This is a genomic window from Paenibacillus sp. AK002, assembly GCF_053903045.1.
The window spans coordinates 1,709,776-1,732,754 of the sequence record NZ_CP096377.1 but is presented as its reverse complement, the minus strand read 5'-3'; the positions used below and the strand labels follow the sequence as shown (position 1 = coordinate 1,732,754).

Sequence of the window (22,979 nt, the reverse complement as noted above, 5' to 3'; positions counted from 1 at the left end):
ATGTTGATCAAGTACGGTGGCTATCTTATTTTATTGCAATCCTCTGACGGTCAATCTGACCTGAACGCCGTCTGCCGCCGGCTCTTCCTGCAGGGTCCAGTTGACAGCCAGCGCTTCCTTCAAGCGAGCCAACTGCTCCTTCTGGAGCTTCAATCCTTCGATAATGCCCTCGCCCACGCTGAAATCGGATTCCGAGCTGATGCGGAAGGCTTCCTCCAGCCAGATCTTCAACCCGTTGCGGGTATTAAACGTAATTTGGTACCCCTCGCTAACGGCCTTCTCCAGATCTTCCCCATGCTCTTTTGCGTAAGAGAATAATTCCTCATAGTGAAAATGACCGTTATTGGCGATTTGGAATCTTTCTGCCTCACCAGAGCGCACAGCCTCCAGCAGATCGGAAGAAGTCAGCCCCGATTTTCTGGCATGCTCCAATAGAATGGCGGTATTCTGTGATATTTTAGTAAGCTGCATGCTCGATGCCTCCTCGATAGGGTTCGTAAAATATTTTTTCTTCTATTATAAGACCAAATGGCTAGGATGTCAGACTCTTCTCAAAACATAAACTATATTCGCTCCCGATGTATTCGCCAAACGGTTCAATCTGAGCATACCCCAGCTTCTTGTAAAAATGAACGGATTCCTTCTGCGGTTCGCCTGTTTCGAGGCGCGAGAGACGATAGCCCCGCTTCTTCGCTTGTTCTTCCAGAAAGAGCAGGATCCGGGAAGCTATTCCCCTATTCCGGTAAGGGACATCCACGAAAAACCGTTTAATTTCAACCGATTCTGCATCCAGCGGCCGGATGGCACCGCAGCCGACAGGCTGGCCATCATGGTAAGCCACCACGAATAGCGTTTCGTTTACTTTGGGATCGGCCAGATCCAGCCCGAATATGCCTTCCGCCGGGTATAACGTCGATAAGTAATCGTCCAGCTTCGCGATGAGCTCCTGAAGATCCTTGTGAGTCTCTCTTACCAAAGTCATAGTGATGTCATTCATCCCATGCATCCCTCCACTGTTCTAATCGTGTCACGAATACCATTCGTTTGCAAGAAAACCTTCCGGCCGACTGCGATGCAATCCTAACGAAGCGTAGGCGCAGGCGGACCCCCAATTGGGGTTCTCATCCTCACGGGACGTAAAAAAACACCGTCACATGACGGTGTCTTTTTTTACGTCCCAGAAGGGATTCGAACCCCTGACCGACGGCTTAGAAGGCCGTTGCTCTATCCAGCTGAGCTACTGGGACATATATGTATGAAAATGTTTTAAACAGTAACGAAGTATATTATATCGCATCTTTTGTTTTTTTCAAAGTACTTTTTTTCGGGATGATCACCTATCCGAATCAGGAGCCTGCTTACTGGGTAATATGTAAACATGAGAATGACTTCAGGAGCGTGATACCATGAGACAGCTTTTATCCTCTTTATCGTATTTCAGCATCTTCTTTGCACCGTTCATCCTTCCTGTCCTTGTATGGATTCTGTCTCCGGACGCTTATGTGGCCAAGCACGCACGCCGCGCCCTGTTCTCCCATCTGTTCCCCGTTATAGCAGCGATCCCGTTAATCTACATGGCCGTGACCTCGGGCTCCTTCGGTTCCGTCATCGGATACCTCATTCTGTTCGGCATCATCTATTTCGGGGCTTTTGTGTATAACGTGATCATGGGTATTCAGGTGCTGCGGGAGCACGCTTATTGAACTTCCCCTATAAAAAAGGACCATGCGCTTACCGCATGGTCCTTTTCGCATTATTTGGTCGTAATCAATACCATTTTCTCATTGCCGTCCCATTTCACTTCACAGCCCAGCGCGGATGCCACGAAACGCAGCGGTACCATCGTGGTGCCCTTCACCATCCGTGGCGCCGAATCCAGCGTGACGGTCTTCCCGTTAACGACCGCTTGCTTGGAGCCCATCTTCAGCTTGATTTGGGTCGAGCCTTTGGAGGAGGATACGCTTTGCGTCTTTTGGTCCCATTTGACCGAGGCATCGAGGGATTCGAAGATCGGACGCATAGGCACAAGAACGCTTCCTCCGACCATCACCGGCGACTGCGCATAGGATTGGAGCTGGCCGTTGATTTTGATGCGGATCGGCGCTTCTCCGATTTCTCTGCCGGATTGGTCATAATATTTCAGCTTCACGCTTTTGACCCGAGTATCGTAATCAATGCGCAAGGTCGTCGTTTCATTGGCGGTCATGAACATGGAGTCCGTATCGGTCCCCAAGGAGCGCCCCTTCGCATCGTACGCCGTCGATTTCACGGTAATCCGTTGCGACACATCCCCGTTCTCCACGCCGATCGTAACGACAAGCTTGTTGTTGATGGTCGTTCTGCCCTCGGCTATGATTTTAGGCGTCTGGCTGTTGCCTGTCAGGAACACCTTCAGGTCGCTGATGGCTTTGCCGCCCTCCAGCTCGGCCTGGAAATTCGCGATTTCGTTGGATGAAAGATACCCGGACGTCGTGTTGACCTCCAGAACCTTGCCGCTGGCGTTGCTGCCGACAACGATGACGCCGGCCTGCCCGCCTTTATTCCGGTTTTGAATCGAACCGGTAACGATAAGCTTTCCGTTCTCCAGGCGGCTGCCGGATTGCAGCAGCTTCACGGCATCTTCAACCGGATCAACGACCGATACCTTTACGCTCTTGATCAGCTTCGCTGCTTTAAGCTCTACGACGAAGGTGCCGACATCGCTGCCGCCAAAGTAGCTGTCCGCCGATGTCACTTCGACCGCTTTGCCGGAAGCATCATACCCTACGGCGAGCATACCCACATTGTGCCCGACCGCAGAATTCTGCACGACGCCAGAAACGTTGACCACGCCATTGCTTGTATAGTATCCGGATGCCAGCAGCCGCGCCTGATCACCGGCCGGTCCTGCCGGGAGCACTTCCACCCGCTTGACGCTGCTGCCGCTGTCAAGGTCCACTTCATATGTACCGATTTCGTCGCTCATCATATATTCGGAATCACCGACTGCCTCAAGCGCTTGGCCGTTTGCATCGTAACCGACAACATAGAATCCCGCTTCCGCTCCGGTACCTCCGTTGCGAATGTCCGCCGTCACGCGCATCTTGCCGTTCACGAGCTCATGAGACGATTCAAGAACCGTAACGTTCTGCGTTGCTTCGGCGCTTGCCGGCATTTGCACGGATCCCAAGGTAAGCGACAACGCCAGGAATCCCGCTCCCCATAGCTTGACGATATGTTTATTCCATCTGCCCAATTCCAATCTCCCCTTGTCCATTATGTTAGTAGATGACACTAATCCAACATTATAGGGAGGATTCTCCAGTAATCATATAGAGGAAAAGCCCTATTTGTATCTCTTTCGTAAACAAGGATACCGGATGGTCCATACTCCCTACCGCAGCAAAATCGAAATCGACAAGAATCCTATCTTTGTTCGACCTTTTTTTGCAGAACTGCGTAAAAACCCCATGCAATCTTACATAGATGAACCTGCACATGCAAAAAGAGACCTGCCGATGGTATCCGGTCAGATCTCTTCGTTCGTCAAAGCTCTAGAAATATTGAGGGCCTTCGCTGAGCCGCTGGTTCAGCTGCTCATATAGCTGGCCTGTAGAAAGCAGCTGCTGCTTGAATGCATCCCGGTCTTCCTCCGCGGTGGATTGAACAGTGTTCTCGAACGCTTCGTCCGTGGCATCAACAAATGCATCATGCATGCTGTTGTCGAACCAATCCACCTCCATGCTGGCGTTGCTGCGCACGATTTTCACCAGCTCATAGCCTCCCAGCGGGGAAGATGGCGTCAGATAAGCCAGCAATGCACTTTCTCCTTCCGCTGCTGGATAGACCTCAACCTCAGCGCAAGGGGCGCCATTTACTTCCGTAATCCGGCGAATTTTTGCATCTCTGATTGCATACATCATACATTCTCCTTCATCAAGATGTGCAGGGACTGCACGATCCTTATTGTTTTCATGTCAAATCGGAGAGCAATCGGAGCTCTTCCATTTGCTGGCGAGTGGCCGGTGTTCCTAATTCGTAGATGGTCCGGTACACCTTGTCCAGGGAGGATTGAAACAGGGCATTGGAGTTTTGTTGCGGTGTATCCGGCCAAGGAAACAAGTACCCTGTCATTTCTTCGTCCTTCTCCTGCATCATGTCCAGCTCAATCCGAACTTGATCCGCCTCTTCGGGCGTTGCTTCGATCTCCCATTCATAAGCGCTCGCTCCCTGTTCGGTCAACACAGAGCGGCTCTGCACGGAAACATAGTAGGTCGACTTATTCATGGACGCATCTCTCCTTCGCTTTGATATTCGTCCTCTTTCTTAGTTTTCGTAAAAGGACAGACATTTTATGCCTTCCTTCGGCATATATCTGTATCACTTTGGCGACGTAGGATTAAAAAGATGGGACAGCGTATGACAAAGACAAAGAGAGGATGAACCGTCATGTGCGGAATAACCGGTTTTATACAATGGAGCGGCGATTTGACGCAGGATTCGCAGCTGCTGGTAAAAATGACAGAAAGTTTGGCTCACCGCGGACCTGACGGATCCGGCACCTGGATTTCCAACCCGTGCGCATTCGGTCACCGAAGACTCAGCGTGATCGACCCCGAAAATGGCGCTCAGCCGATGATCATTCATCAGGAAGAGGAAGTCTATGCCATTGTATATAACGGGGAATTATATAATGCTGCGGAGCTTAAAGACGAATTGGTACGACGCGGTCATCGTTTCAATACCAAATGCGACACGGAAGTTTTGTTAGTCTCCTATATCGAATGGGGCCCCGATTGTCTGGAACGCCTCAATGGAATATTTGCATTCGCGATTTGGGACAGCGTGCGGGAACAGGTATTTTTGGCTCGGGACCGGGTGGGGGTAAAACCCCTGTTCTACAGCTACATTGACGGAACGCTTGTATTCGGATCGGAACCGAAAGCATTGCTTCAGCATCCGAAAGTGGAGCCTGTTGTTGGGGCCGAGGGACTTGCGGAAGTGTTTATTATCGGCCCTGCGCGAACTCCGGGACACGGTGTCTACAAGGATATCGCAGAGCTTCGTCCAGGTATGGCCATGATCTTTAACCGGGAAGGATTGCGCAAGTATACCTACTGGAAGCTGGAAAGCAAGCCCCATGAGGATGACGCGGATCAGACGGCAAGCTTCTTGGGCGATCTTCTGCGCGACACCGTTGAACGTCAGCTGGTATCCGATGTACCGGTCTGCTCCCTGTTATCCGGCGGGCTTGATTCCAGCGCGCTTTCCTCGCTTGCCGTCGATTACTACAAGCGGACGGGCCAAGGACAAGTGCACACCTACTCCGTCGATTATGTGGACAACAACAAACATTTTAAATCCCATTCCTTCCAGCCGGGTGCGGATGCGCCATGGATCAAACGGATGCACGAGGAGCTGGGCACGAACCACCATTGGATCGAATTCGACACGCCCGAACTGGTCGAAGCGCTGGATGTCTCTACGCAGAAGCGGGACCTCCCGGGAATGGCTGACGTTGATGCTTCCTTGCTCCTCTTCTGCCGTGAAATTAAAAAAGGCGCGACCGTCGCCATATCCGGTGAAGCCGCTGATGAAATATTCGGCGGTTACCCTTGGTTCCACCGGGAAGAAATGCTGAATTCCGGTACTTTCCCATGGTCTGTCGCCCCGGATATGAGAGCCGGACTGCTGTCTGCCGAGATTCGGGACTGGATCAAGCCGCTGGAATACCTCGGAGACCGCTATGCCGATGCAGTAGCCGAAGTGCCGAAGCTGGACGGGGAGACCGGGCAGCAGGCCAAAATGCGGGTCATGTCCTACCTCAATATCACCCGCTTCATGCCAACCCTGCTTGACCGTAAGGACCGGATGAGCATGGGCGTTGGGCTGGAAGTCCGGGTACCCTATACCGATCACCGCCTAATCGATTACGTGTGGAACATCCCTTGGAGCATCAAAACGACAGGAGACCGGGAAAAGGGCATTCTGCGCAAGGCCCTTGAAGGCGTGCTGCCGGATGACGTCCTGTACCGCAAAAAAAGCCCGTATCCAAAAACCCATAATCCGAACTATCTGGCGGCCGTCAAAGCACAGGTGCTGTCTATTCTGGACGATCCTTCTTCGCCGCTCCTGCCGCTCATCGATACCGCCCGGATCCGGGAGCTGGCATCTTCGCCGGATGCTTCCTCCAATCTGCCTTGGTTCGGCCAATTGATGTCAGGTCCGCAGCTGTTTGCCTACCTGGCCCAGGTTCATTTCTGGCTCAAAGAATATAACGTATCCATCCGTTAAGTCCTTATGGACTTCGACAAATCAAAAGAAACCATACCGGCACATGCCGGTATGGTTTTTTCGCGAATGGTATATCAATTTAGCGCCTGCAGGTCCGCTACAAGCTTTCGCAGCGCCTTTCCCCTGTGGCTGATTTCCTGCTTCTCCTCCAGGGAAAGCTCGGCCATCGTCTTCTCATGGCTTGGCAAATAGAAGAGCGGGTCATACCCAAAACCGCCCGCTCCGGCAGGATCCGAAGTGATCCAGCCTTCAACGTTCCCCTCCGCCTCGAGCTTTTCTCCCGAGACCGGATCATACAGCACCAGAACGCAGACGAACCGGGCCGGACTTAGCAGGGGCTGCTCGGTGTCCTCGCCGAGCCTTAACCGTTCGAGCTCGCCGAGCAGCTTCTCGTTATTGTCCTCGTCCGCGCCATGCTCACCCGCATACCTGGCGGAATAAACGCCGGGCGCGCCGTCCAGCGCATCCACGCACAATCCGGAATCATCGGCCAGCACAGGCAATCCCAGTGCGTCGCCGACTTCCTTGGCTTTTTTGAATGCATTGGCTGCGAAGGTTGCTCCATCCTCAACGACATCCGGCAGATCAGGGTAATCGTACATGCTCTTTACATCCGTGCCGAAAGCAGCAAAAGCATGCGCGAATTCCTTGACTTTCCCCTGATTGCGTGTAGCTACAATGAGTGTATCTCCAAGTGTCAGTTTCATGGGATCAGACTCCGGTGCTCGCATTCACGGAACCGATCTTGGCCGCAATCGGGCCAAGCGCCTCCTGCTGACGCTCGATAAGCTCGCGGATCCCCTGCTCTCCCAGCTCCAGGATCTGATCCAGCTCCTCGCGGGAAAACGGGCTCTCTTCGCCGGTTCCCTGAACCTCAACGAATTTGCCGCTCCCGGTCATGACCAGGTTCATGTCCACCTTCGCCTTGGAATCCTCTTCATAGTTCAGATCCAGCAGCGCCTGTCCGCCGGCAATGCCCACGCTAATGGATGCCAGGTAGTCCGTGATCGGGAATACCGCTAATTTATGTTGTTCTGCAATTTTATTTACAGCTATGGCTAAAGCTACAAATGCTCCTGTAATGGAGGTGGTCCGCGTTCCGCCATCCGCCTGGATTACATCGCAGTCCAGCGTAATCGTCCGCTCGCCAAGAGCATGCAGATTCACAACAGACCTGAGCGCTCTGCCGATCAGCCGCTGAATTTCCATCGTCCGGCCACTGAGTTTACCGCGATTGGCTTCCCGTTGGTTGCGGGATTGTGTTGCGCGCGGCAGCATTGAATATTCAGCCGTCACCCAGCCCTTTCCTTGTCCTTTCAGAAACGGGGGAACTTTCTCGTCCACGGTTGCCGTAATCAGCACCTTGGTGTCCCCCATCTCGATGTACACGGAGCCTTCCGCATATTTATTCACATGGGTCGATAAATTCATCGGTCGGAGCTCATCGCTCTTACGTCCGTTAGATCTCATGTTTTCTGCCTCCTACTTCTTATCGCAATCCTGATTAGCATTCCCTATTCTACCAAAGTGCAGGCACAAAAGCACCTTTTGCGGGGGAAATTTCCCAAAGATGGCGGAGAATCGGTCAGATCGAGATTTCGTTGATGAACTCCGGACGGCTGACGGGCTCACTATAATTTCGGCTATCCGTTCCAACCACCTCCGTGAGGTCGTTCATCCGGATTTTCACTTTGGCATCATCCGCATTCTCGGCTACGGTAAGCACGACGGCCTGAAGCAGCTCGGTCGGAACCTGCTCTCCCTGTTCAAACATGCTGTCCTGAAGCGATACGGTTACGGCTCCGTCCTCCCCTTTTTCAACCGCCGCAACGGTGGTGTCATCCGGGATGACCTCAACCAATCCGTCGCCATACTGCGGTCCGCGAATCAGCTCGTTTAAGGCTGCCTTCACCGCGTCTTGTCCGGTTGGAACAAGTCTTGTGACCGGCACGTAGTACTGAATGCCTTCCGGCGTCACCGATGAGAAATAGACCGTGACCGGTGAAGAGTTCGTATACAAGGCATCATCCGCTTTTTGAAGATTGATTCCCATCGAACGTGACAGCGGACGGTCCAGCGGCGTGTGATTGACCGGCATTTCCGTCAGTTTGACCCCGTCCACCCATACCTGCATCTGCTCGATGCCTTCATGTCCTGTCAGCGTCCACGTCAACGCCTCCAGGATTCTCCGTTCATCTGCCGCTTTATATTCCGCAAATGATTTATTGAATTCGACGACCGCCAATTTGCTCTCCGGATCGACTGTCACGTTATGGACCTGCGTACCGGCAGGCAATACCGCCTGGAAGCCCTGTGGAACATAGCCCGCGTAACGGCCTCCGTTCACCAGCACTTCAAGGGATTCCTTCACCACGCTGGCGCCCTCCACCTTCGGAATGCCCAAGGTTACAGGTGCCAGCATCCCCCGTGCATCCGCAAGATATACCGTTGTCTGCATGCCGATGTCTCCTTGAGCCGCCGTGGATCCGGCCGTGTTCAGCATCTGCTTCTCCACTTGCGCAGGCGGCGGGTCAATCGCTTCCGATTGCTTCCCGGATAACATGCCGCAGCCGGACATCACGATCGGAACAGCAAGCAGCCCGGCGGCGGAAAGCCTGCGAAGAGTACGTTGATTACGTTTCATGTATTGTTCCTCCCTAACATTTTTTTGTACAGGTTGTACTCCTATGTATACGAGCCCTTTCCAAAAAAATAACTCTCAGTTTTGCCCTTTCTGGACAAAGGGGTGCGGAAAAAGTACAATCGTCGTAAGCATCTTCATCAACCACGAAAATGAGGTGAGTTCCATCATGGCAGAAAACGATTCAAACATTCCATACAGCCTGAACAGCAAGAAGGTAGCGGAAGCGACACGGAGCCTGCTGCATAAACGTGGAATCAAGTTGGAGGAAATCGCGGAGCTGGTGATGATCCTTCAGAAAAAATACTACCCGAATTTGACGATGGAAGAGTGCATCGAGAACGTGGATGCCGTACTCAGCAAACGTGAAGTGCAAAACGCGGTGTTAACCGGCATTCAATTGGACATTTTGGCCGAGGAAGGCAACCTTATATCCCCGCTTCAAGAAATGCTCGCCAATGACGAAGGGTTATACGGCGTGGATGAAGTCCTGGCATTTTCCATCGTTAACGTGTACGGAAGCATCGGCTTCACCAATTACGGGTATATCGACAAACTCAAACCCGGCATTCTTGAGCAATTGAATGATAAATCAAGCGGCCGCGTACATACCTTTCTCGACGACATCGTCGGCGCGGTTGCCGCAGCCGCCAGCAGCCGGATTGCCCATCGCAAGCAAGCCGACCGGGAGATCGAGCTGTACGGTACGACCGAAGAGCTTCCAAAAGAATAAACCACTTCAAAAAGGGAGATTCGCTCAGCGTGCGAATCTCCCTTTTCCTGCCTTCCGAAAGAGTGCGGCTTATCCGCAACCGCCACCTACCATTTTCGAACCGACGGGCTGATTTCAAAGAATCATAGACGATAGCAGGTAGAAACGCAGCCGGGATTCGGACCCGAAAGCTGAGTTTCTTCCTTTATAAGAAGGCTGGTCACCGCTTGAAAAACCGGGCTGCCCCTTACACATGAATCGGTAAATCTGTCTATTCATTTTTACGAGTCTCGATCATATGTTATGTTGAAGAACAATCCAATAGAGCACCTATGGAGAGCCCCGCCATTTCTATGACGGGGTTCTTTATATGCATCGAAATCGTAGACTATCCCTTCAGGCCAACCTTCACAGGCGAAACATTCCAGATGTCGGATGCATAGCGGTGAATCGTGTTATCGCTCGAGAAATGTCCCGAGTGCGCGATATTGACAATCGACTTCTGGGTCCAGGACCGGTCATTCAAATAAGCATCATCAATGGCCGACTGGGTTGCGACATAACTGGCAAAGTCCTCTAACACAAAAAACTCGTCATTATGATCCAGCAGGGACTGCAGGATCTGCCCGAACTCCAGCTCGTGGCAGCAGAACGGGCCTGAGGAAATCAACTGATTCAGCACGCGGGCGATTCTCGGGTCCTGCTCATACCGCTCCCTGGATACATAAGCTCCCGTCCTGTAATACTCCAACACGTCCTCCAGCTCCAATCCGAAGAGGAACATATTCTCTCTGCCGAGCAGGTCGAACATTTCCACGTTAGCCCCATCCAGTGTTCCGATGGTCAAAGCGCCGTTCATCATGAACTTCATGTTTCCCGTGCCGGAGGCTTCCTTGCCGGCCGTGGAAATCTGCTCGCTTACATCGGCTGCCGGAATAATCTTCTCCGCGAGTGAGACCGAATAATTTTCAAGGAACAGCACCTGAAGTTTGTCATTGACCTGCGGATCCTTATTCACGACATCCGCAACGACGTTAATGAGTTTGATGATGCTTTTGGCCAGATAGTAACCGGGCGCTGCCTTGGCGCCAAAAATAACGGTACGGGGAACGCGCTCCATGCCCGGCTGATCCTTAATCTCGTTATACACATGCATGACGCGTAAAATATTCAGCAATTGCCGCTTATAGCCGTGCAGCCGCTTCACGTGCACATCGAATATGGAATCGGGATTGACCGCGATCCCTTGTTTATTCGCGATGTAATTGGCAAGCCGCTCTTTATTGCTCCGTTTGATCCGCTGAATGCCCTGCTGGAAGGCGGAGTCGTTCTTCAGTCCCTTAAGCTGCATTAACTGACGCGGATCCGTAATCCATGAATCGCCGATACCATCGCAGATCCATTGACTCAGGCCGGGGTTGCTGTGCATCAGCCAGCGTCGATGGGTAATCCCGTTCGTTTTGTTGCTGAAACGCTCCGGATACAGCTCATAGAATGGTTTCATGACCTGCGTCTTCAGCAGCTCCGTGTGCAGCGCCGCCACGCCGTTCACGTGATAGCTGCCCACGATCGCCAAATTGGCCATGCGGATCTGGTCGCTTTCCATGATGGCGAGCTGCGATATGCGCTCATGATCGCCAGGATAGCGTTCCAGCAGCATACCGCAGAAGCGCTTGTTGATCTCTTCGATCATCATGTAAATGCGCGGTAGCAGCTCACGGACCATGCCGGCAGGCCATTTCTCCAACGCTTCGCTAAGCAGCGTGTGGTTCGTATACGATACGGTCCGGCTCGTAATGTCCCACGCCTCATCCCAGCCGAAGCCCTTGTCGTCGATCAGAATTCGCATCAGCTCCGGAATCACCAAGGTCGGGTGAGTATCATTGATATGAATGGCAACATGCTCGGGAAGCTCATGATAAGCCTTGCCCAGCTTGTCAAACGTTCTGAGAATGCTCTGAACGCCGGCCGAACAGAGGAAGTACTGCTGCTTGAGGCGAAGGAGCTTGCCTTCGTATGCCGAATCATCCGGGTACAAAAACTCCGATATCGATTCAACCGAACGGTTGTATTCCAAAAATTTATAATAGCTGTTATGATGATGGGCCGAACGGATTCTGGATATATCCGAGGCGGACTCGGCGCTCCACAGCCGCAGCGTGTTCACCTGCCCCTCGCCGTAACCGATGACCGGCACGTCATAAGGCACGGCCAGGACACGTTCGTAGTCCGCCGTGTGAAACACGGTCCGCCCCTCCTGCACGTCCACCTCCACGCGGCCCCAGAAGCGAACTTCCACCGCCTTGTCTGCCCGACGTTCTTCCCAGACGTTCCCCCGCTGGAGCCAATTGTCGGGCAGCTCCACTTGATGGCCGTCGATGATCTTCTGTTCGAACAGACCGTACTTATACCGGATGCCGCATCCATGGCCTGCATAGCTAAGCGATGCCAACGAATCGAGAAAACACGCTGCAAGGCGTCCGAGCCCCCCGTTGCCTAGGCCCGCATCCGGTTCCTGCTCCTCGATCTCATTCAAATTCCATCCCAGTTCCAGAAGGCCGCTGCGGACCATATCCAGCACGCCCAGGTTCAGCAGATTGTTGCCCATCAGCCGGCCGATCAAAAATTCCAGAGAGAAATAATACACCTGCTTCTGCCCGGTATCCCGGTATATCCGGTTGGCATCGGCCCATTCCCGTCCGACATATTCCCGGATCATGCCGCCGATGATTTTGTAAACATCCTCAGCCGTTGCTTCCTCAAGTCCCTTCCCCAACCGACTCACCAATTGCTCCGTAAAGATCTGCTTGAATGTTTCCTTGTTGTTAAACAAAAGAAAGTTCCTCCTGACGGATCGTTTTATTTTAGGATCAGATCGAAATGTCCTTGGCAATGACAAAAGGTTTGCGAAAATCGCCTTGGAGCTTATGATCGCGAGAGATGATCACATCTTTATCGAGTATGACGTTCTCGAGCCTTACGTTTTCGCCGATGACGCATTTTTGCATAATGATGGAGTTATGGATGCTTGCGCCCCGCTTCACCTGCACCCCTCGGAACAGAATGCTGTTCTTCACTTCCCCGTCGATCTGGCAGCCGTTGGCAACCAGCGCATTGCTTACATCGGCCGAATTCAGGTATTTGGCGGGAACCTCGTACTTGATCTTGGTGTGGACCGCCTGCTTGCGGAACAAGCTGTTATACGCCTTCGGATTCAGGAGGTTCATGCTCGTGCGGTAATAGCTTTCCAGCGAGTTGATCACCGCGTGATATCCGAGATATTCATATCCCGCAATGTTCAGCTTGTGCCGGTTTTGCATGATCGCATCCCGAAAAAAGTTGTTGCCGCCATGGGCGATGCAATGATCGGCCATCTCGAGAAAGCGCGATTTCTCCATCACGAACATCTCCATGTATACCGCATCCTGCTTGTGTTCATAATGAATGTCCGTGACCATGCCGTCCTCGTCAACTTCCAGGCGGGCGCAGGAACGATGCTCCTCCCTCGGTGCATTTACCCTGGTATACACGAGCGTTACGTCGGCGCCTTGCTCCAGATGGTACTCGTACACCTCGTTCAAATCCACCGTGCTGATGTGTTGGCTGCCGGAATGCACGATAAACTTCGCCGCCCCCCGCTCAAAAAAATCGAGATTGTTATAAATATGCCGCAGCTCGCCGGCGGACACATCCGTTTCATCGTTCCAATCCGGCGGAAGTATGAACAGGCCGCCCCGTTTGCGATGCATATCCCACGGCCGGCCTTCGCCCAGATGATCCATCAAGGAGCGGTATTTCCTGCGAACGAACAGGGCGATATCCTCAATGCCCGCGTGCATCATATTGGACATTACAAAGTCGATCAGACGGTACCTTCCCGCGAAAGGGACGGCGGCCCCGCACCGGTAATACGTCAATTCACTCAGCACATCCCGTTCATGCTCCAAATTAATAATACCCATGAGTTCTCTCATCTGCGCACCCGTCCTAACCTTGATTATTGTGGGACGAAGACGATTGAAGCAGCTTCAGGACGTCTTCATCATGACCGCTTACAAGCACAATCTGGGATGGATCTTCCGGCGGCGGACCGATCCGGGCATGATCTTGAATGACCATGTCCTCGGTCACGATCGCCCGGTGTATGCGAACATGGCTGCCGATGCGTACCTTGGGCATGATGACGGAATCGGTAATGACGCTGCCTTCCCCCACCTCCACGCCATAAAAGAGGACCGAATGCTCCACCTCGCCGCACACGGTGCAGCCTTCGTTGATCATGCTGTTCCGGACGACGCCGTTCGGAGAAATATACTCTGCCGGCTGATTCGGATTCCGCGTGTAAATGCGCCACAGCGGATCGTTCAGATCCAGCTTGGGCTGCTCGCTCAGCAGATCCATATTGGCTTCCCACAAGCTCTCGATGGTGCCGACGTCCTTCCAGTACCCTTCGAACGGATAAGCATACAGCGTTTTGCCGTCCGCGAGCATCCTCGGCAGAATGTCGTTGCCGAAATCATGGCTCGTATCCGGAAGGTCCGCATTCTGCAGTAAATACGAACGCAGCAGCTTCCAGCGAAACAGATAAACGCCCATGGAAGCCGTTGTGCTCTTCGGATGCGCCGGCTTCTCCTCGAACTCGAAAATCCGGTAGTCCTCATCCGTGTTCACCATGCCGAACCGTTTCGCTTCATCCAGGCTTACTTCGATGACGGAGATAGTGCAATCGGCCTCTTTCTCCTTGTGGTAAGCCAGCATGCGGTCGTAATCCATCTTATAGATGTGATCACCCGACAAAATCAAAACGTGCTCGGGATCGTACTGGTCGATAAACTTGAGATTCCGGAAGATCGCATCCGCCGTCCCGCGGTACCAGGTCGTCCCGTCCTCGCGTTCATGCGGCGGGAGCACGAAAACGCCCACATTCAGCCGATCCATATCCCAATCGCTTCCTACGCCAATGTAGGAATGCAGAACCAAAGGCTCATACTGGGTGAGTACCCCGACCGTGTCGATTCCGGAATGGGAGCAGTTACTCAACGGAAAATCAATGATCCGGTATGTACCCCCAAAATAAACGGCCGGTTTGGCCAGCGTCTTGGTCAGGCCCTTCAGGCGTTTGCCTTGACCTCCTGCGAGCAGCATCGCGACTACTTCTTTTTTCTTCATGACAGATTCTCCTTTGAGGGGCTTAATGAGATACGAATCCTATAACATGAAAATTGCAGAGTGAACCAAGGGAACGCTTCGATACGAAAAATGGCGAGTGGATCATGGTGATCAGTGTTAAAGAAACAAGCGCTTGAGGGAAGGCCTTGCCAAACAGCAAAGGTACATCAACTATATGCGGGGTAGAGAGAAACTCTGACTCGAATGAGGGAAGGCCCCCCATCTTGGGTATCACCTGCCTTCTCTTCACTATAAAAAGGCCGTGACGACACTTGCCAAGCATCCTGATCGCGGCCGTTACGCCAGCGGCCTAGCGGCCACTTCAATATATCGGATGCTCCATTATGTAGCCTTCTGAATCTATTAAACAAAAAACCGCCCTTTCTACGCATGATGGAAGCCAACGTACAATTAGACGGTTTTATTCATGTCTTGATTATATCAGGAATGCGGCGGTTTCCGTACAGAAAAATAGCACATTCCGTCCCCGGTTTCGATCATCGCGGCGTCTCCGCGCCGGGCCAGCTCGGCGAGATGGGCCAGCGCTTCGCACATGGCGAAGCGCAGCTGGTGGATGCCGAGCTTATCGCCGAAGAGGGCGGTGCAGACCTCGTAGGCGGTGAGCCGTCCGGCAGCGCTCAGCATGCCGGCGATGGTGGTCAGGCGCTCCTCGTGATGGAGGAGGAGCGCTTCGATCCGTTCACGGAAATGCGTGAACGGGTGGCGGTGTCCGGGATACGCCGTCCGGACATGCAGTTCCCGCAGGCGGCGCAGCCCTGCAAGGAAGAGCGCCAGCGGCTCGGCATCGCTGCCGGGCACCAGGCTCACGTTAGGCGAGATTTGCGGCAGCACGGCATCGCCGCATAACAGGACGCCGCTGTCCGCATGGAAGAACGACAGATGCCCCGGAGCATGGCCGGCCGTCTGCACCGGCATCCAGATCCGGTTCCCCATCCGGAACGGCAGGTCCTCCCCGATGAACGAGATCTCCGGCTGCGGCGTGACTTGGGGAAAGAAGCTGTTCAAATGCTCCGGCAGCAGGGCAAGCTTGGTTTCCGGCATGCCATGCTGCCGGAAGAACGCGGGGAGCGCACGATCCATCGAGGAATCCGCTCCCCACATCAGCATCGCTTCCCGATGCGCCCGCTCTGACATCCACACCTTCGCTCCCGAGCGTTCCTGAAACCACCCGGCAAGCCCGTAGTGGTCCGGGTGATGATGGGTCAGCACGATGGAGACGATATCTCTGAAATCCATCTCCAGCTGCTCCATCGCCGCCAGCCATTCCTGCTCCGAGGAAGCCGTGCGCGGCCCCGGATCGATGACGGTCACCCCGTCATCTCCCCGCAGCACATAGCTGTTCACCCATCGTAACGGGTTGGACAGTGCAATTTTTACCTGACTGAGCTGATGCTCTTCTATATAATGAATATCCGGGCTGGAGCCCTTCTCTTCCTGATTCATCGTAGATGCAACCTCCGTCCGCAGTATGACTTATTATCCGACTCCTTCATCATAAGCTTGTAATCGGGATATGTATAGAAGGCTGCGGTGGTTTGTTTGCTCGCCTTGCCGAAGTGTCGGTTTCACGGAAAGATAAGGTGTCAGAGTAGCAGCAGTGTTAGTACAAGGATTCAAAGATTGATGTGAGCGGGTTACTATGTCTCATTAAAGGACGCTGCGCGTACGTATCGTTCCTCCAATCGCTGTTGCCCTCGGATTTTTTTCACTGTATTTAATGACTGTAAAAATCCGATGGCAAAGGCGACCGCTGCCGCTTTTCCGGAATCGATTCGTCCGCTCCGCTGCTTCATGCTTGTTCATCATAAAGCGTTAAACATCTGGTCGGCTCCTTATGGCTTATTAGCAAATGAACCATCTTCATAAACAAAAAAGCATCCCTAAGGTCATACAACCTTGGGATGCCTTCTCCATTTACGGAAACTGTAGGTTCTCTTGAGCTAGCTGCGTACGCTCCATTATCAATCCTGTAAGTCGTTCTTAGAGACTTGAAAGATGTGCACTTTCTCTTTTCGATTCGCGAAGTCCCTCTCCGGGAATTGCTCGTTCTGCAACTTAGTCCATCCTTCTCATCATCTCCAACTTCATGAATCCTCGCCTCATACTGAGAGGCTCCATAGCATTCACTTCAGCTGACGGTCTGCCTCCTCGCGGGAACGCTGGATTGCTTCCTCGGCAGGCAAACTGATCTTGATTCCATCCTCGCCCATCCATTCAACCTCCCCCGAAGCCGCACCGCGCCCGACGATGATGCGCAGCGGAGCGCCCGCAAGGTCGGCATCCTTAAACTTGACCCCGGCCCGTTCGTCCCGGTCGTCCAAAAGAGGCTCAAGACCAGCACCGCTCAGCTTGCGGTAGATGTGCTCGGCCAGTTGCATCTGGGTCTCATCCTTCACCGCAACCGGGATGATGTGGACCTTAAACGGAGCGACGGACATCGGCCAGACCAAACGTCCATCCAAAATTCGCTGTTCGGCAATGGCCGCCATGACGCGGGAAACGCCGATACCGTAGCATCCCATGATCAGCGGTTTTTCCCGGCCGTCGGCATCCAGGTACTTGCCGTTCATGGCGTCACTATATTTGGTTCCCAGCTTAAAAACATGCCCGAGCTCAATCCCGCGATGAAACTGCAGCGGTGCTCCACAGCGCGGGCAAGGCTCTCCTTCCGTCACATTCCGGAAATCGCCGACGTACTCCAGCGAGAAATCAAGTCCCGGGCGGACCCCCTTCAGATGGGTGTCCTCCTGATTGGCACCGGTAATGCCCTCCGCCATGGCGGCCACCTCATGATCGACCATGATCTTTAGGCGTAAGCCAACCGGTCCCGCAAACCCGACAGGTGCTCCTGTCGCCTGTTTGACTTCTTCGGCACTCGCCATTTCCGCAGCTTCTGCTCCCAAGTAGGACTTCACCTTGGTCTCGTTCGCTTCCCGGTCGCCGCGGACAAGCACTGCAACCAGTTCCCCGTCCACGCGGTAAATCAGCGTCTTCATCAATTGCTCCGCACCGACCTGGAGGAAATCCGTCAGTTCCTGAATGCTCTTCACTCCAGGAGTTAATATGCGCTCCATAGCTGAGCTGCCGCCGGTTTTTACGGAATCCCTCATGGCAGCAGGCTCTCCCGGTGCCGCAGATTCCGCGCGTTCCAAATTCGCCGCATAACGGCAATCGCTGCAGGATACAACGGTATCCTCCCCTATGTCGGCCAGCGCCATGAACTCATGGGTCTCCCCTTGTCCGCCAATCGCGCCGGCATCGGCTTCTACCGCCCGGAACATCAGACCGCAGCGCCTAAAGATCCGCTCATACGTTTCATACATGTTCCGGTAGGAGGCGTCCAGTCCCTCCCAGTCCCGATCGAAGGAATACGCGTCCTTCATCAGGAATTCCCGGCCCCGGAGCAGGCCAAAACGCGGACGCCGCTCATCCCGGTATTTGCTCTGTATTTGGTACAGGTTGACCGGCAGCTTCCGGTACGAAGAAATCTCTTGCCGAACGATGGACGTAATCACTTCTTCATGGGTGGGTCCAAGCACGAACTCCCGGTTATGGCGGTCATGCAGTCTGATCAGCTCCGCGCCGTATACGTCGTATCTGCCCGATTCCTTCCACAGCTCGGCAGGCTGGACAGCGGGCATGAGAAGCTCCTGCCCGCCTGCTGAGTCCATTTCCTGCCGGATGATCGCTTCGATCTTCCGCAAGACCCGCCAGCCCAGCGGCAGGTACGAATAGATCCCTGCCGCCGTTTGACGGATATATCCGCCGCGGAGCATCCATTGATGGCTCAGTGCTTCCGCCTCGGACGGCACATCGCGCATCGTGGTCATCAATAATTGGCTTTGCCGCATTTTCCTCATACTCCTTCTTCTACTATCCATGAATAACACCAGCCGCACGCAAAAAAAAGCACATTCGCCTCCTAGGGACGAATGTGCTCGTGGTACCACCCTGATTCCATCTTGCAGACCGTCTGGACGCTCATAGCAAGATGCTTCATGCGGCGGTAACGGGCCAAACCGGCGCCGCTTGGTTACGGCGGGCAACTACAAGGTAGGAAGAATGCAGCCTGGCGGGGAGAAGCCTTTCAGCCGGGGGCTTCCTCTCTGTCTCGCCGAATCTTGCATTCTCATGTCCTTGATGATGGTTATTCACGGAATTCATTTTCCAATACATTACAGCCGTGCGGCCGGAATGTCAAGCCTCGATAGGTCGGGATGTTCTAATGAGCGATATGGTCCAGCACCTGCTGCAAAATCCCGATAACATGCTCATCTTCATACGTGTAATAATATATATTTCCGTCCCTTCGGTATTTGACCAGTCTCAAACTGCGCAGATAGCCAAGCTGGTGGGATACCGCCGACTGACTCATGCCAAGCACCTCGGCAATATGACCGACAGGGCATTCTTCCTGTGAGAGCAAATGAAGAATCCGGATCCGCGTCGGATCCGAAATGGCCTTCAGGAGTCGTGACGCTTCCATGGCCTGGTCTTCGTGCAGCAGCTCATGGTGTTCTTTTTCCATAAACTTACCCCCTCTTCTCCATAATGGCTTGAACGATTTCGCGGGCATCCCGTGAAACTCCTGCCAGCAGCGCGGAGCCCCGATGCGTCTGCCAAGGCAAACCTACATAATACAGCCCCTTCACCGGACTGATGCCGCGTGTATGAATAAGTGCCTTCTTGCGATCCAACGCTTGCTCTATATGAAGCCAATCATAACCGGCAGCAAAGCCGGTAGCCCAGACGATGTTCCGGACCTTTAACGCCGTCCCATCCTCGAATTGCATGCCGGAAGCGCCGGCACCAACGGCTCTCGTTTTCAACACCACTTTACCGCACTTGACCGCTTGTTTCAATTCATATCCGAAAATCGGGTCCCCCTGGCCCCTCAGCTTGCGTCCCACCCAGGAGGAATTGCTGGCTGAGAGAACGCCGAGCCTGTCCAGCCACCAGAACATCCCCTTCCCCCAAAGAGTCATTGGCAAATACCGCGGCGGCTGCCCAACCGCCAAATACGTCTCCCGGTCCCCGGACAATTCCACCGCGATCTGGGCCCCGCTGTTTCCGCCGCCAACGACAAGCACATCGCCCTCTTGAAGCTGGGAAGGCCTCTTGTACTCGGACGAGTGCAGCTGGAGAACATCCCCCGGAACAGATGCTGCAAACGCAGGTATTCTAGGCTGCCGAAACGGTCCGGTTGCGATAATAAGCGCCTTGGTTTGGAAGCTTTTGCGGTCGGTATCGACGATAAACATTCCACCTTCCTTGCGGACCGATGTTACATTCGTCGCGAACTGAATGGGCAGCCTGAACCGTGCTACATAGGATTTCAAATAGGAAGCCACTTCATCTTTATCCGGGAACTCGTGCGGATCCCCCTCTAAAGCCATCCCATATAGCGCGCTATGCGTTCTGGGCGTGAACAATTTCAGGGAATCATACCGCGTCTTCCAAACCTCCCCCGCCTCCGATCCCCGATCCAGCATCAGAAACTTCATCCCCGCCTGCTGCAGCCAATAGCCGGATGCCAATCCCGCCTGTCCCGCTCCGATAACGATAACATCCCAAACCATATAGGAATCCCCTTTATATATGAATAATTGCTCATATATACATGTTACGCGTATCTTGCTTCTCTTACAAGCATAAAATGGAAGTTTCAAGGGAAGCTGCATGGGGACCATCCGCATGAAACTGGAATAAATATCTGATGAATCCAGTTGACAATACACGCATTCGGTCATACTATAGGCATAAAGTTGCTTCAAGGAAACAATATATGCTCGGCCCAATTTATTAGGGAGAGGTTAAACTTTATGGATGAGACAAAACATCGGCAGCATCTGCATCAGGCAGCTCTCGGAGAGCGATTTTTGATTGAACAGGTGGATATCCGCGGCGAACATAAACGGCGGCTTCTGGACCTCGGTTTCGTTCCGGGTTCCGTCATCGAAGTGCTGAAGGCCAGCCCGCTCGGAGATCCCACCTCTTATAGAGTAGCAGGCACCGTCATTGCGTTAAGAAAAGAAGAGAGCCAGTTAATATGGGGTAAGGTGATATCATCATGAGAACGTATACCGTCGCGCTGGCGGGCAACCCGAACACGGGAAAAAGCACGCTTTTCAATGCGCTCACCGGCTTGAAGCAGCATACCGGCAACTGGTCCGGCAAAACGGTCAGTCTCGCGAGCGGCCATTACGAATACAAAGACGCCCGCTTCCAGTTCATCGATCTGCCCGGGACGTACTCCTTGTTCTCCAACTCGGCCGATGAAGAAGTCGCGCGCGATTACATTATTTTCGAGAAACCGGACGTCACCCTTCTGGTCCTGGATGCAACCGCGCTGGAGCGCAGCCTCAACCTGGCCCTTCAAGTGCTGGAAATGACCGACCGCGTCATCGTTTGCCTGAATCTGATGGACGAAGCGAAGAAAAAAGGAATCCAGGTTAACGCGCGCAAGCTGGCGGATCAGCTCGGCGTTCCCGTCATTCCCATATCGGCCAGAAACAACGAGGGGCTGGACGTATTGTCCGAACAGCTGCTGCTGATGTCCACGGGACAGACGCCGACCAAGCCCTACCGGATGAGATACAACGAACAGCTGGAGGCGCAAATTTCGGGATTAGAGTCCCAATTACGAGACATTGTCGGAGACGAATATCCGGCCAGATGGCTGGCCATCCGCTTTCTCGACGGAGACCGCAAGCTGATTGCGACGCTGAGAGATAGATTAAAGGCCGCGGATAAAGGGGGGATTTCACTTGGAACAGCTAAAGCGCTTGGAAGCTCTAACAGCGGCCATTCCTTCTGATCAGGTTGAGGATGTCCGGGAAGACATCGTGGGCGAGTTATTCAAAAAATCCCGGGAGCTGTGCAGCGACGCCGTCACCGTGACCAACCGGGAGCTGCTGTACCGTTCCGAGCGGCTGGACCGTATCTTCACCTCCAAGCTGTGGGGATTCCCGATCATGCTGGCCATGCTCGGCGTTATTTTTTACTTGACGATCGCCGGGGCAAACGTGCCATCTTCCATGCTGGCCAGTTTCTTTGGCTGGGTTGAAGGATACCTGACCATGGCTTTTCAGGCCATCCACGCACCCGATTGGCTCCATGGCGTGCTGATACTCGGGCTGTTCCGGGGAACCGCCTGGGTTGTCAGCGTGATGCTGCCTCCCATGGCCATCTTCTTCCCGGCCTTCGCGCTGCTCGAGAACTACGGCTATTTGCCGCGGGTAGCCTTTAATCTGGACCGACTGTTCAAAAAAACGGGAGCGCACGGCAAGCAGTCCCTCACCATGGCGATGGGATTCGGCTGTAATGCGGCCGCCATTATGTCGACCCGGATAATCGAATCGCCGCGGGAGCGGATGCTCGCCATTCTGACCAACAACTTCGTGCCCTGCAACGGTCGTTGGCCGACCTTGATCCTGCTGGCTTCCTTGTTCATGGCGGCAGGCTTTTCGGGAGGAGCCCAGACGCTCGTGACCGCCTCCGTTGTCATGGGCATGGTGCTGATCGGCGTCGTTGTCACGCTTACGGTGTCATGGGGATTATCGAAGACGGCATTGAAAGGCGTTCCTTCCCACTACACGCTGGAGCTGCCGCCATACCGCAAACCGAAAATCCTGAATACCATACTCCGGTCTACGCTCGACAAAACGATTTATGTCCTGCGCAGAGCCATCATCGTCGCAGCGCCCGCAGGCGTGCTGACCTGGATTTTGGCCAATATCTACGTCGGGGATTCCAGCATCCTGATTCACTTTGTAAGCTTCCTTGATCCGTTTGCACGCGCGCTCGGACTCGACGGCTTCATTCTGATGGCCTTTATCATCGGGCTTCCCGCGAACGAGATCGTGCTGCCGATCCTGCTGATGGGATATTTGGCAACAGGCTCCCTGACGGAGGTGGAGGATATGTTTGCACTCAAGCAAATCTTCCTGGACCAAGGCTGGACCTGGCTGACCGCGCTGAACATGATGCTGTTCTCGCTGCTCCATTACCCCTGCGGAACCACGCTCGTCAACATCTGGAAGGAAACGAAAAGCGCGAAGTGGACGTTCCTGTCCTTTGCCATTCCGACGGCCATCGCCATCGGCGTGACCTTCCTGGTCGCCCAGGCCGCACGGGCATTGGGATGGGTTTAAACGACAGGCT

At 53.7% G+C, this 22,979-nt stretch carries 21 protein-coding genes and 1 tRNA gene; 6 read left to right on the top strand and 16 right to left on the bottom strand.

The annotated features are described in order from the left end of the window. Positions 1–30: 30 nt before the first annotated feature. From M1D70_RS07335 to M1D70_RS07325, 3 genes are all read right to left on the bottom strand, one after another. A complete protein-coding gene (locus M1D70_RS07335; protein ID WP_009591674.1) occupies positions 31–471 on the bottom strand; it encodes a hypothetical protein in 441 nt (146 codons plus the stop codon). Between the two features lie 61 nt (positions 472–532). Next, positions 533–982 (bottom strand): GNAT family N-acetyltransferase, encoded by a 450-nt coding sequence (locus M1D70_RS07330; protein WP_456289551.1) that lies wholly within the window; start codon positions 980–982, stop codon positions 533–535. A gap of 191 nt (positions 983–1,173) precedes the next feature. Continuing rightward, positions 1,174–1,247, bottom strand: a tRNA-Arg gene (locus M1D70_RS07325). A 159-nt stretch (positions 1,248–1,406) separates the two neighbouring features. Here M1D70_RS07325 and M1D70_RS07320 point away from each other — a divergent pair. After that, complete coding sequence (locus tag M1D70_RS07320; RefSeq protein WP_015733988.1) at positions 1,407–1,703, top strand: DUF4870 domain-containing protein; 297 nt, start codon at positions 1,407–1,409, stop codon at positions 1,701–1,703. Between the two features lie 50 nt (positions 1,704–1,753). Here the strand turns inward: M1D70_RS07320 and M1D70_RS07315 are convergent, their stop codons facing one another. The 3 genes from M1D70_RS07315 to M1D70_RS07305 all read right to left on the bottom strand — a co-directional run bounded on the left by M1D70_RS07315 (position 1,754) and on the right by M1D70_RS07305 (position 4,266). Beyond that, positions 1,754–3,235 carry a copper amine oxidase N-terminal domain-containing protein gene (locus tag M1D70_RS07315; protein ID WP_456289550.1) on the bottom strand — a complete coding sequence of 494 codons (1,482 nt, stop codon included), beginning with the start codon at positions 3,233–3,235 and terminating at the stop codon, positions 1,754–1,756. A 298-nt stretch (positions 3,236–3,533) separates the two neighbouring features. After that, positions 3,534–3,899 carry a hypothetical protein gene (locus M1D70_RS07310; RefSeq protein WP_326115350.1) on the bottom strand — a complete coding sequence of 122 codons (366 nt, stop codon included), beginning with the start codon at positions 3,897–3,899 and terminating at the stop codon, positions 3,534–3,536. 52 nt (positions 3,900–3,951) lie between these two features. Further along, on the bottom strand, positions 3,952–4,266 hold the full coding sequence (locus tag M1D70_RS07305; protein ID WP_100540785.1) for a hypothetical protein: 315 nt from the start codon (positions 4,264–4,266) through the stop codon (positions 3,952–3,954). A 162-nt stretch (positions 4,267–4,428) separates the two neighbouring features. Here M1D70_RS07305 and asnB point away from each other — a divergent pair, with 162 nt between their 5' ends. After that, the gene (asnB, locus tag M1D70_RS07300; protein ID WP_456289549.1) at positions 4,429–6,273 is read left to right on the top strand and encodes an asparagine synthase (glutamine-hydrolyzing); all 1,845 of its coding nucleotides are present in this window, start codon (positions 4,429–4,431) and stop codon (positions 6,271–6,273) included. Between the two features lie 74 nt (positions 6,274–6,347). On the opposite strand, the gene M1D70_RS07295 is transcribed toward asnB, so the two are convergent. From M1D70_RS07295 to M1D70_RS07285, 3 genes are all read right to left on the bottom strand, one after another. Next, positions 6,348–6,980 (bottom strand): XTP/dITP diphosphatase, encoded by a 633-nt coding sequence (locus M1D70_RS07295; protein WP_009591642.1) that lies wholly within the window; start codon positions 6,978–6,980, stop codon positions 6,348–6,350. 4 nt (positions 6,981–6,984) lie between these two features. Further along, entirely contained in the window at positions 6,985–7,743 is a 759-nt protein-coding gene (rph, locus tag M1D70_RS07290) for a ribonuclease PH (protein ID WP_015733982.1), read from the bottom strand. 115 nt (positions 7,744–7,858) lie between these two features. Then, positions 7,859–8,917: a GerMN domain-containing protein gene (locus M1D70_RS07285; protein ID WP_036662599.1), complete on the bottom strand. Its 1,059-nt coding sequence runs from the start codon at positions 8,915–8,917 to the stop codon at positions 7,859–7,861. Positions 8,918–9,083: 166 nt separating this feature from the next. Between M1D70_RS07285 and M1D70_RS07280 the strand changes: the two genes are divergently transcribed. Beyond that, on the top strand, positions 9,084–9,647 hold the full coding sequence (locus M1D70_RS07280; protein ID WP_015733980.1) for a phosphatidylglycerophosphatase A family protein: 564 nt from the start codon (positions 9,084–9,086) through the stop codon (positions 9,645–9,647). A gap of 367 nt (positions 9,648–10,014) precedes the next feature. On the opposite strand, the gene M1D70_RS07275 is transcribed toward M1D70_RS07280, so the two are convergent. The 7 genes from M1D70_RS07275 to M1D70_RS07245 all read right to left on the bottom strand — a co-directional run bounded on the left by M1D70_RS07275 (position 10,015) and on the right by M1D70_RS07245 (position 20,395). After that, positions 10,015–12,459 (bottom strand): glycogen/starch/alpha-glucan phosphorylase, encoded by a 2,445-nt coding sequence (locus tag M1D70_RS07275; RefSeq protein WP_009591716.1) that lies wholly within the window; start codon positions 12,457–12,459, stop codon positions 10,015–10,017. Positions 12,460–12,496: 37 nt separating this feature from the next. Further along, positions 12,497–13,600, bottom strand: a complete 1,104-nt coding sequence (gene glgD, locus M1D70_RS07270; protein ID WP_009591739.1) for a glucose-1-phosphate adenylyltransferase subunit GlgD — start codon at positions 13,598–13,600, stop codon at positions 12,497–12,499. Between the two features lie 13 nt (positions 13,601–13,613). Next, on the bottom strand, positions 13,614–14,795 hold the full coding sequence (locus M1D70_RS07265; protein ID WP_456289548.1) for a glucose-1-phosphate adenylyltransferase: 1,182 nt from the start codon (positions 14,793–14,795) through the stop codon (positions 13,614–13,616). Positions 14,796–15,236: 441 nt separating this feature from the next. Next, positions 15,237–16,259 (bottom strand): MBL fold metallo-hydrolase, encoded by a 1,023-nt coding sequence (locus M1D70_RS07260; protein WP_456289547.1) that lies wholly within the window; start codon positions 16,257–16,259, stop codon positions 15,237–15,239. 680 nt (positions 16,260–16,939) lie between these two features. Further along, positions 16,940–18,667, bottom strand: a complete 1,728-nt coding sequence (locus M1D70_RS07255) for a proline--tRNA ligase (RefSeq protein WP_456289546.1) — start codon at positions 18,665–18,667, stop codon at positions 16,940–16,942. A gap of 371 nt (positions 18,668–19,038) precedes the next feature. Beyond that, entirely contained in the window at positions 19,039–19,344 is a 306-nt protein-coding gene (locus M1D70_RS07250) for an ArsR/SmtB family transcription factor (protein ID WP_009591630.1), read from the bottom strand. Between the two features lie 4 nt (positions 19,345–19,348). Continuing rightward, positions 19,349–20,395, bottom strand: coding sequence for a flavin-containing monooxygenase (locus M1D70_RS07245; protein ID WP_456289545.1), 1,047 nt, complete (start codon positions 20,393–20,395; stop codon positions 19,349–19,351). A 243-nt stretch (positions 20,396–20,638) separates the two neighbouring features. Here M1D70_RS07245 and M1D70_RS07240 point away from each other — a divergent pair, with 243 nt between their 5' ends. Genes M1D70_RS07240 through M1D70_RS07230 form a run of 3 tightly spaced genes read left to right on the top strand, consistent with a single transcriptional unit; the run spans position 20,639 to position 22,969 of the window. Further along, positions 20,639–20,890, top strand: a complete 252-nt coding sequence (locus M1D70_RS07240; RefSeq protein ID WP_015733973.1) for a FeoA family protein — start codon at positions 20,639–20,641, stop codon at positions 20,888–20,890. Continuing rightward, positions 20,887–21,633: a FeoB small GTPase domain-containing protein gene (locus M1D70_RS07235; protein ID WP_456289544.1), complete on the top strand. Its 747-nt coding sequence runs from the start codon at positions 20,887–20,889 to the stop codon at positions 21,631–21,633. The genes M1D70_RS07240 and M1D70_RS07235 overlap by 4 nt, the downstream gene beginning before the upstream one ends. Further along, positions 21,584–22,969 (top strand): nucleoside recognition domain-containing protein, encoded by a 1,386-nt coding sequence (locus M1D70_RS07230; RefSeq protein ID WP_009591592.1) that lies wholly within the window; start codon positions 21,584–21,586, stop codon positions 22,967–22,969. Before M1D70_RS07235 ends, M1D70_RS07230 begins: the two co-directional genes overlap by 50 nt. Positions 22,970–22,979 lie beyond the last annotated feature (10 nt).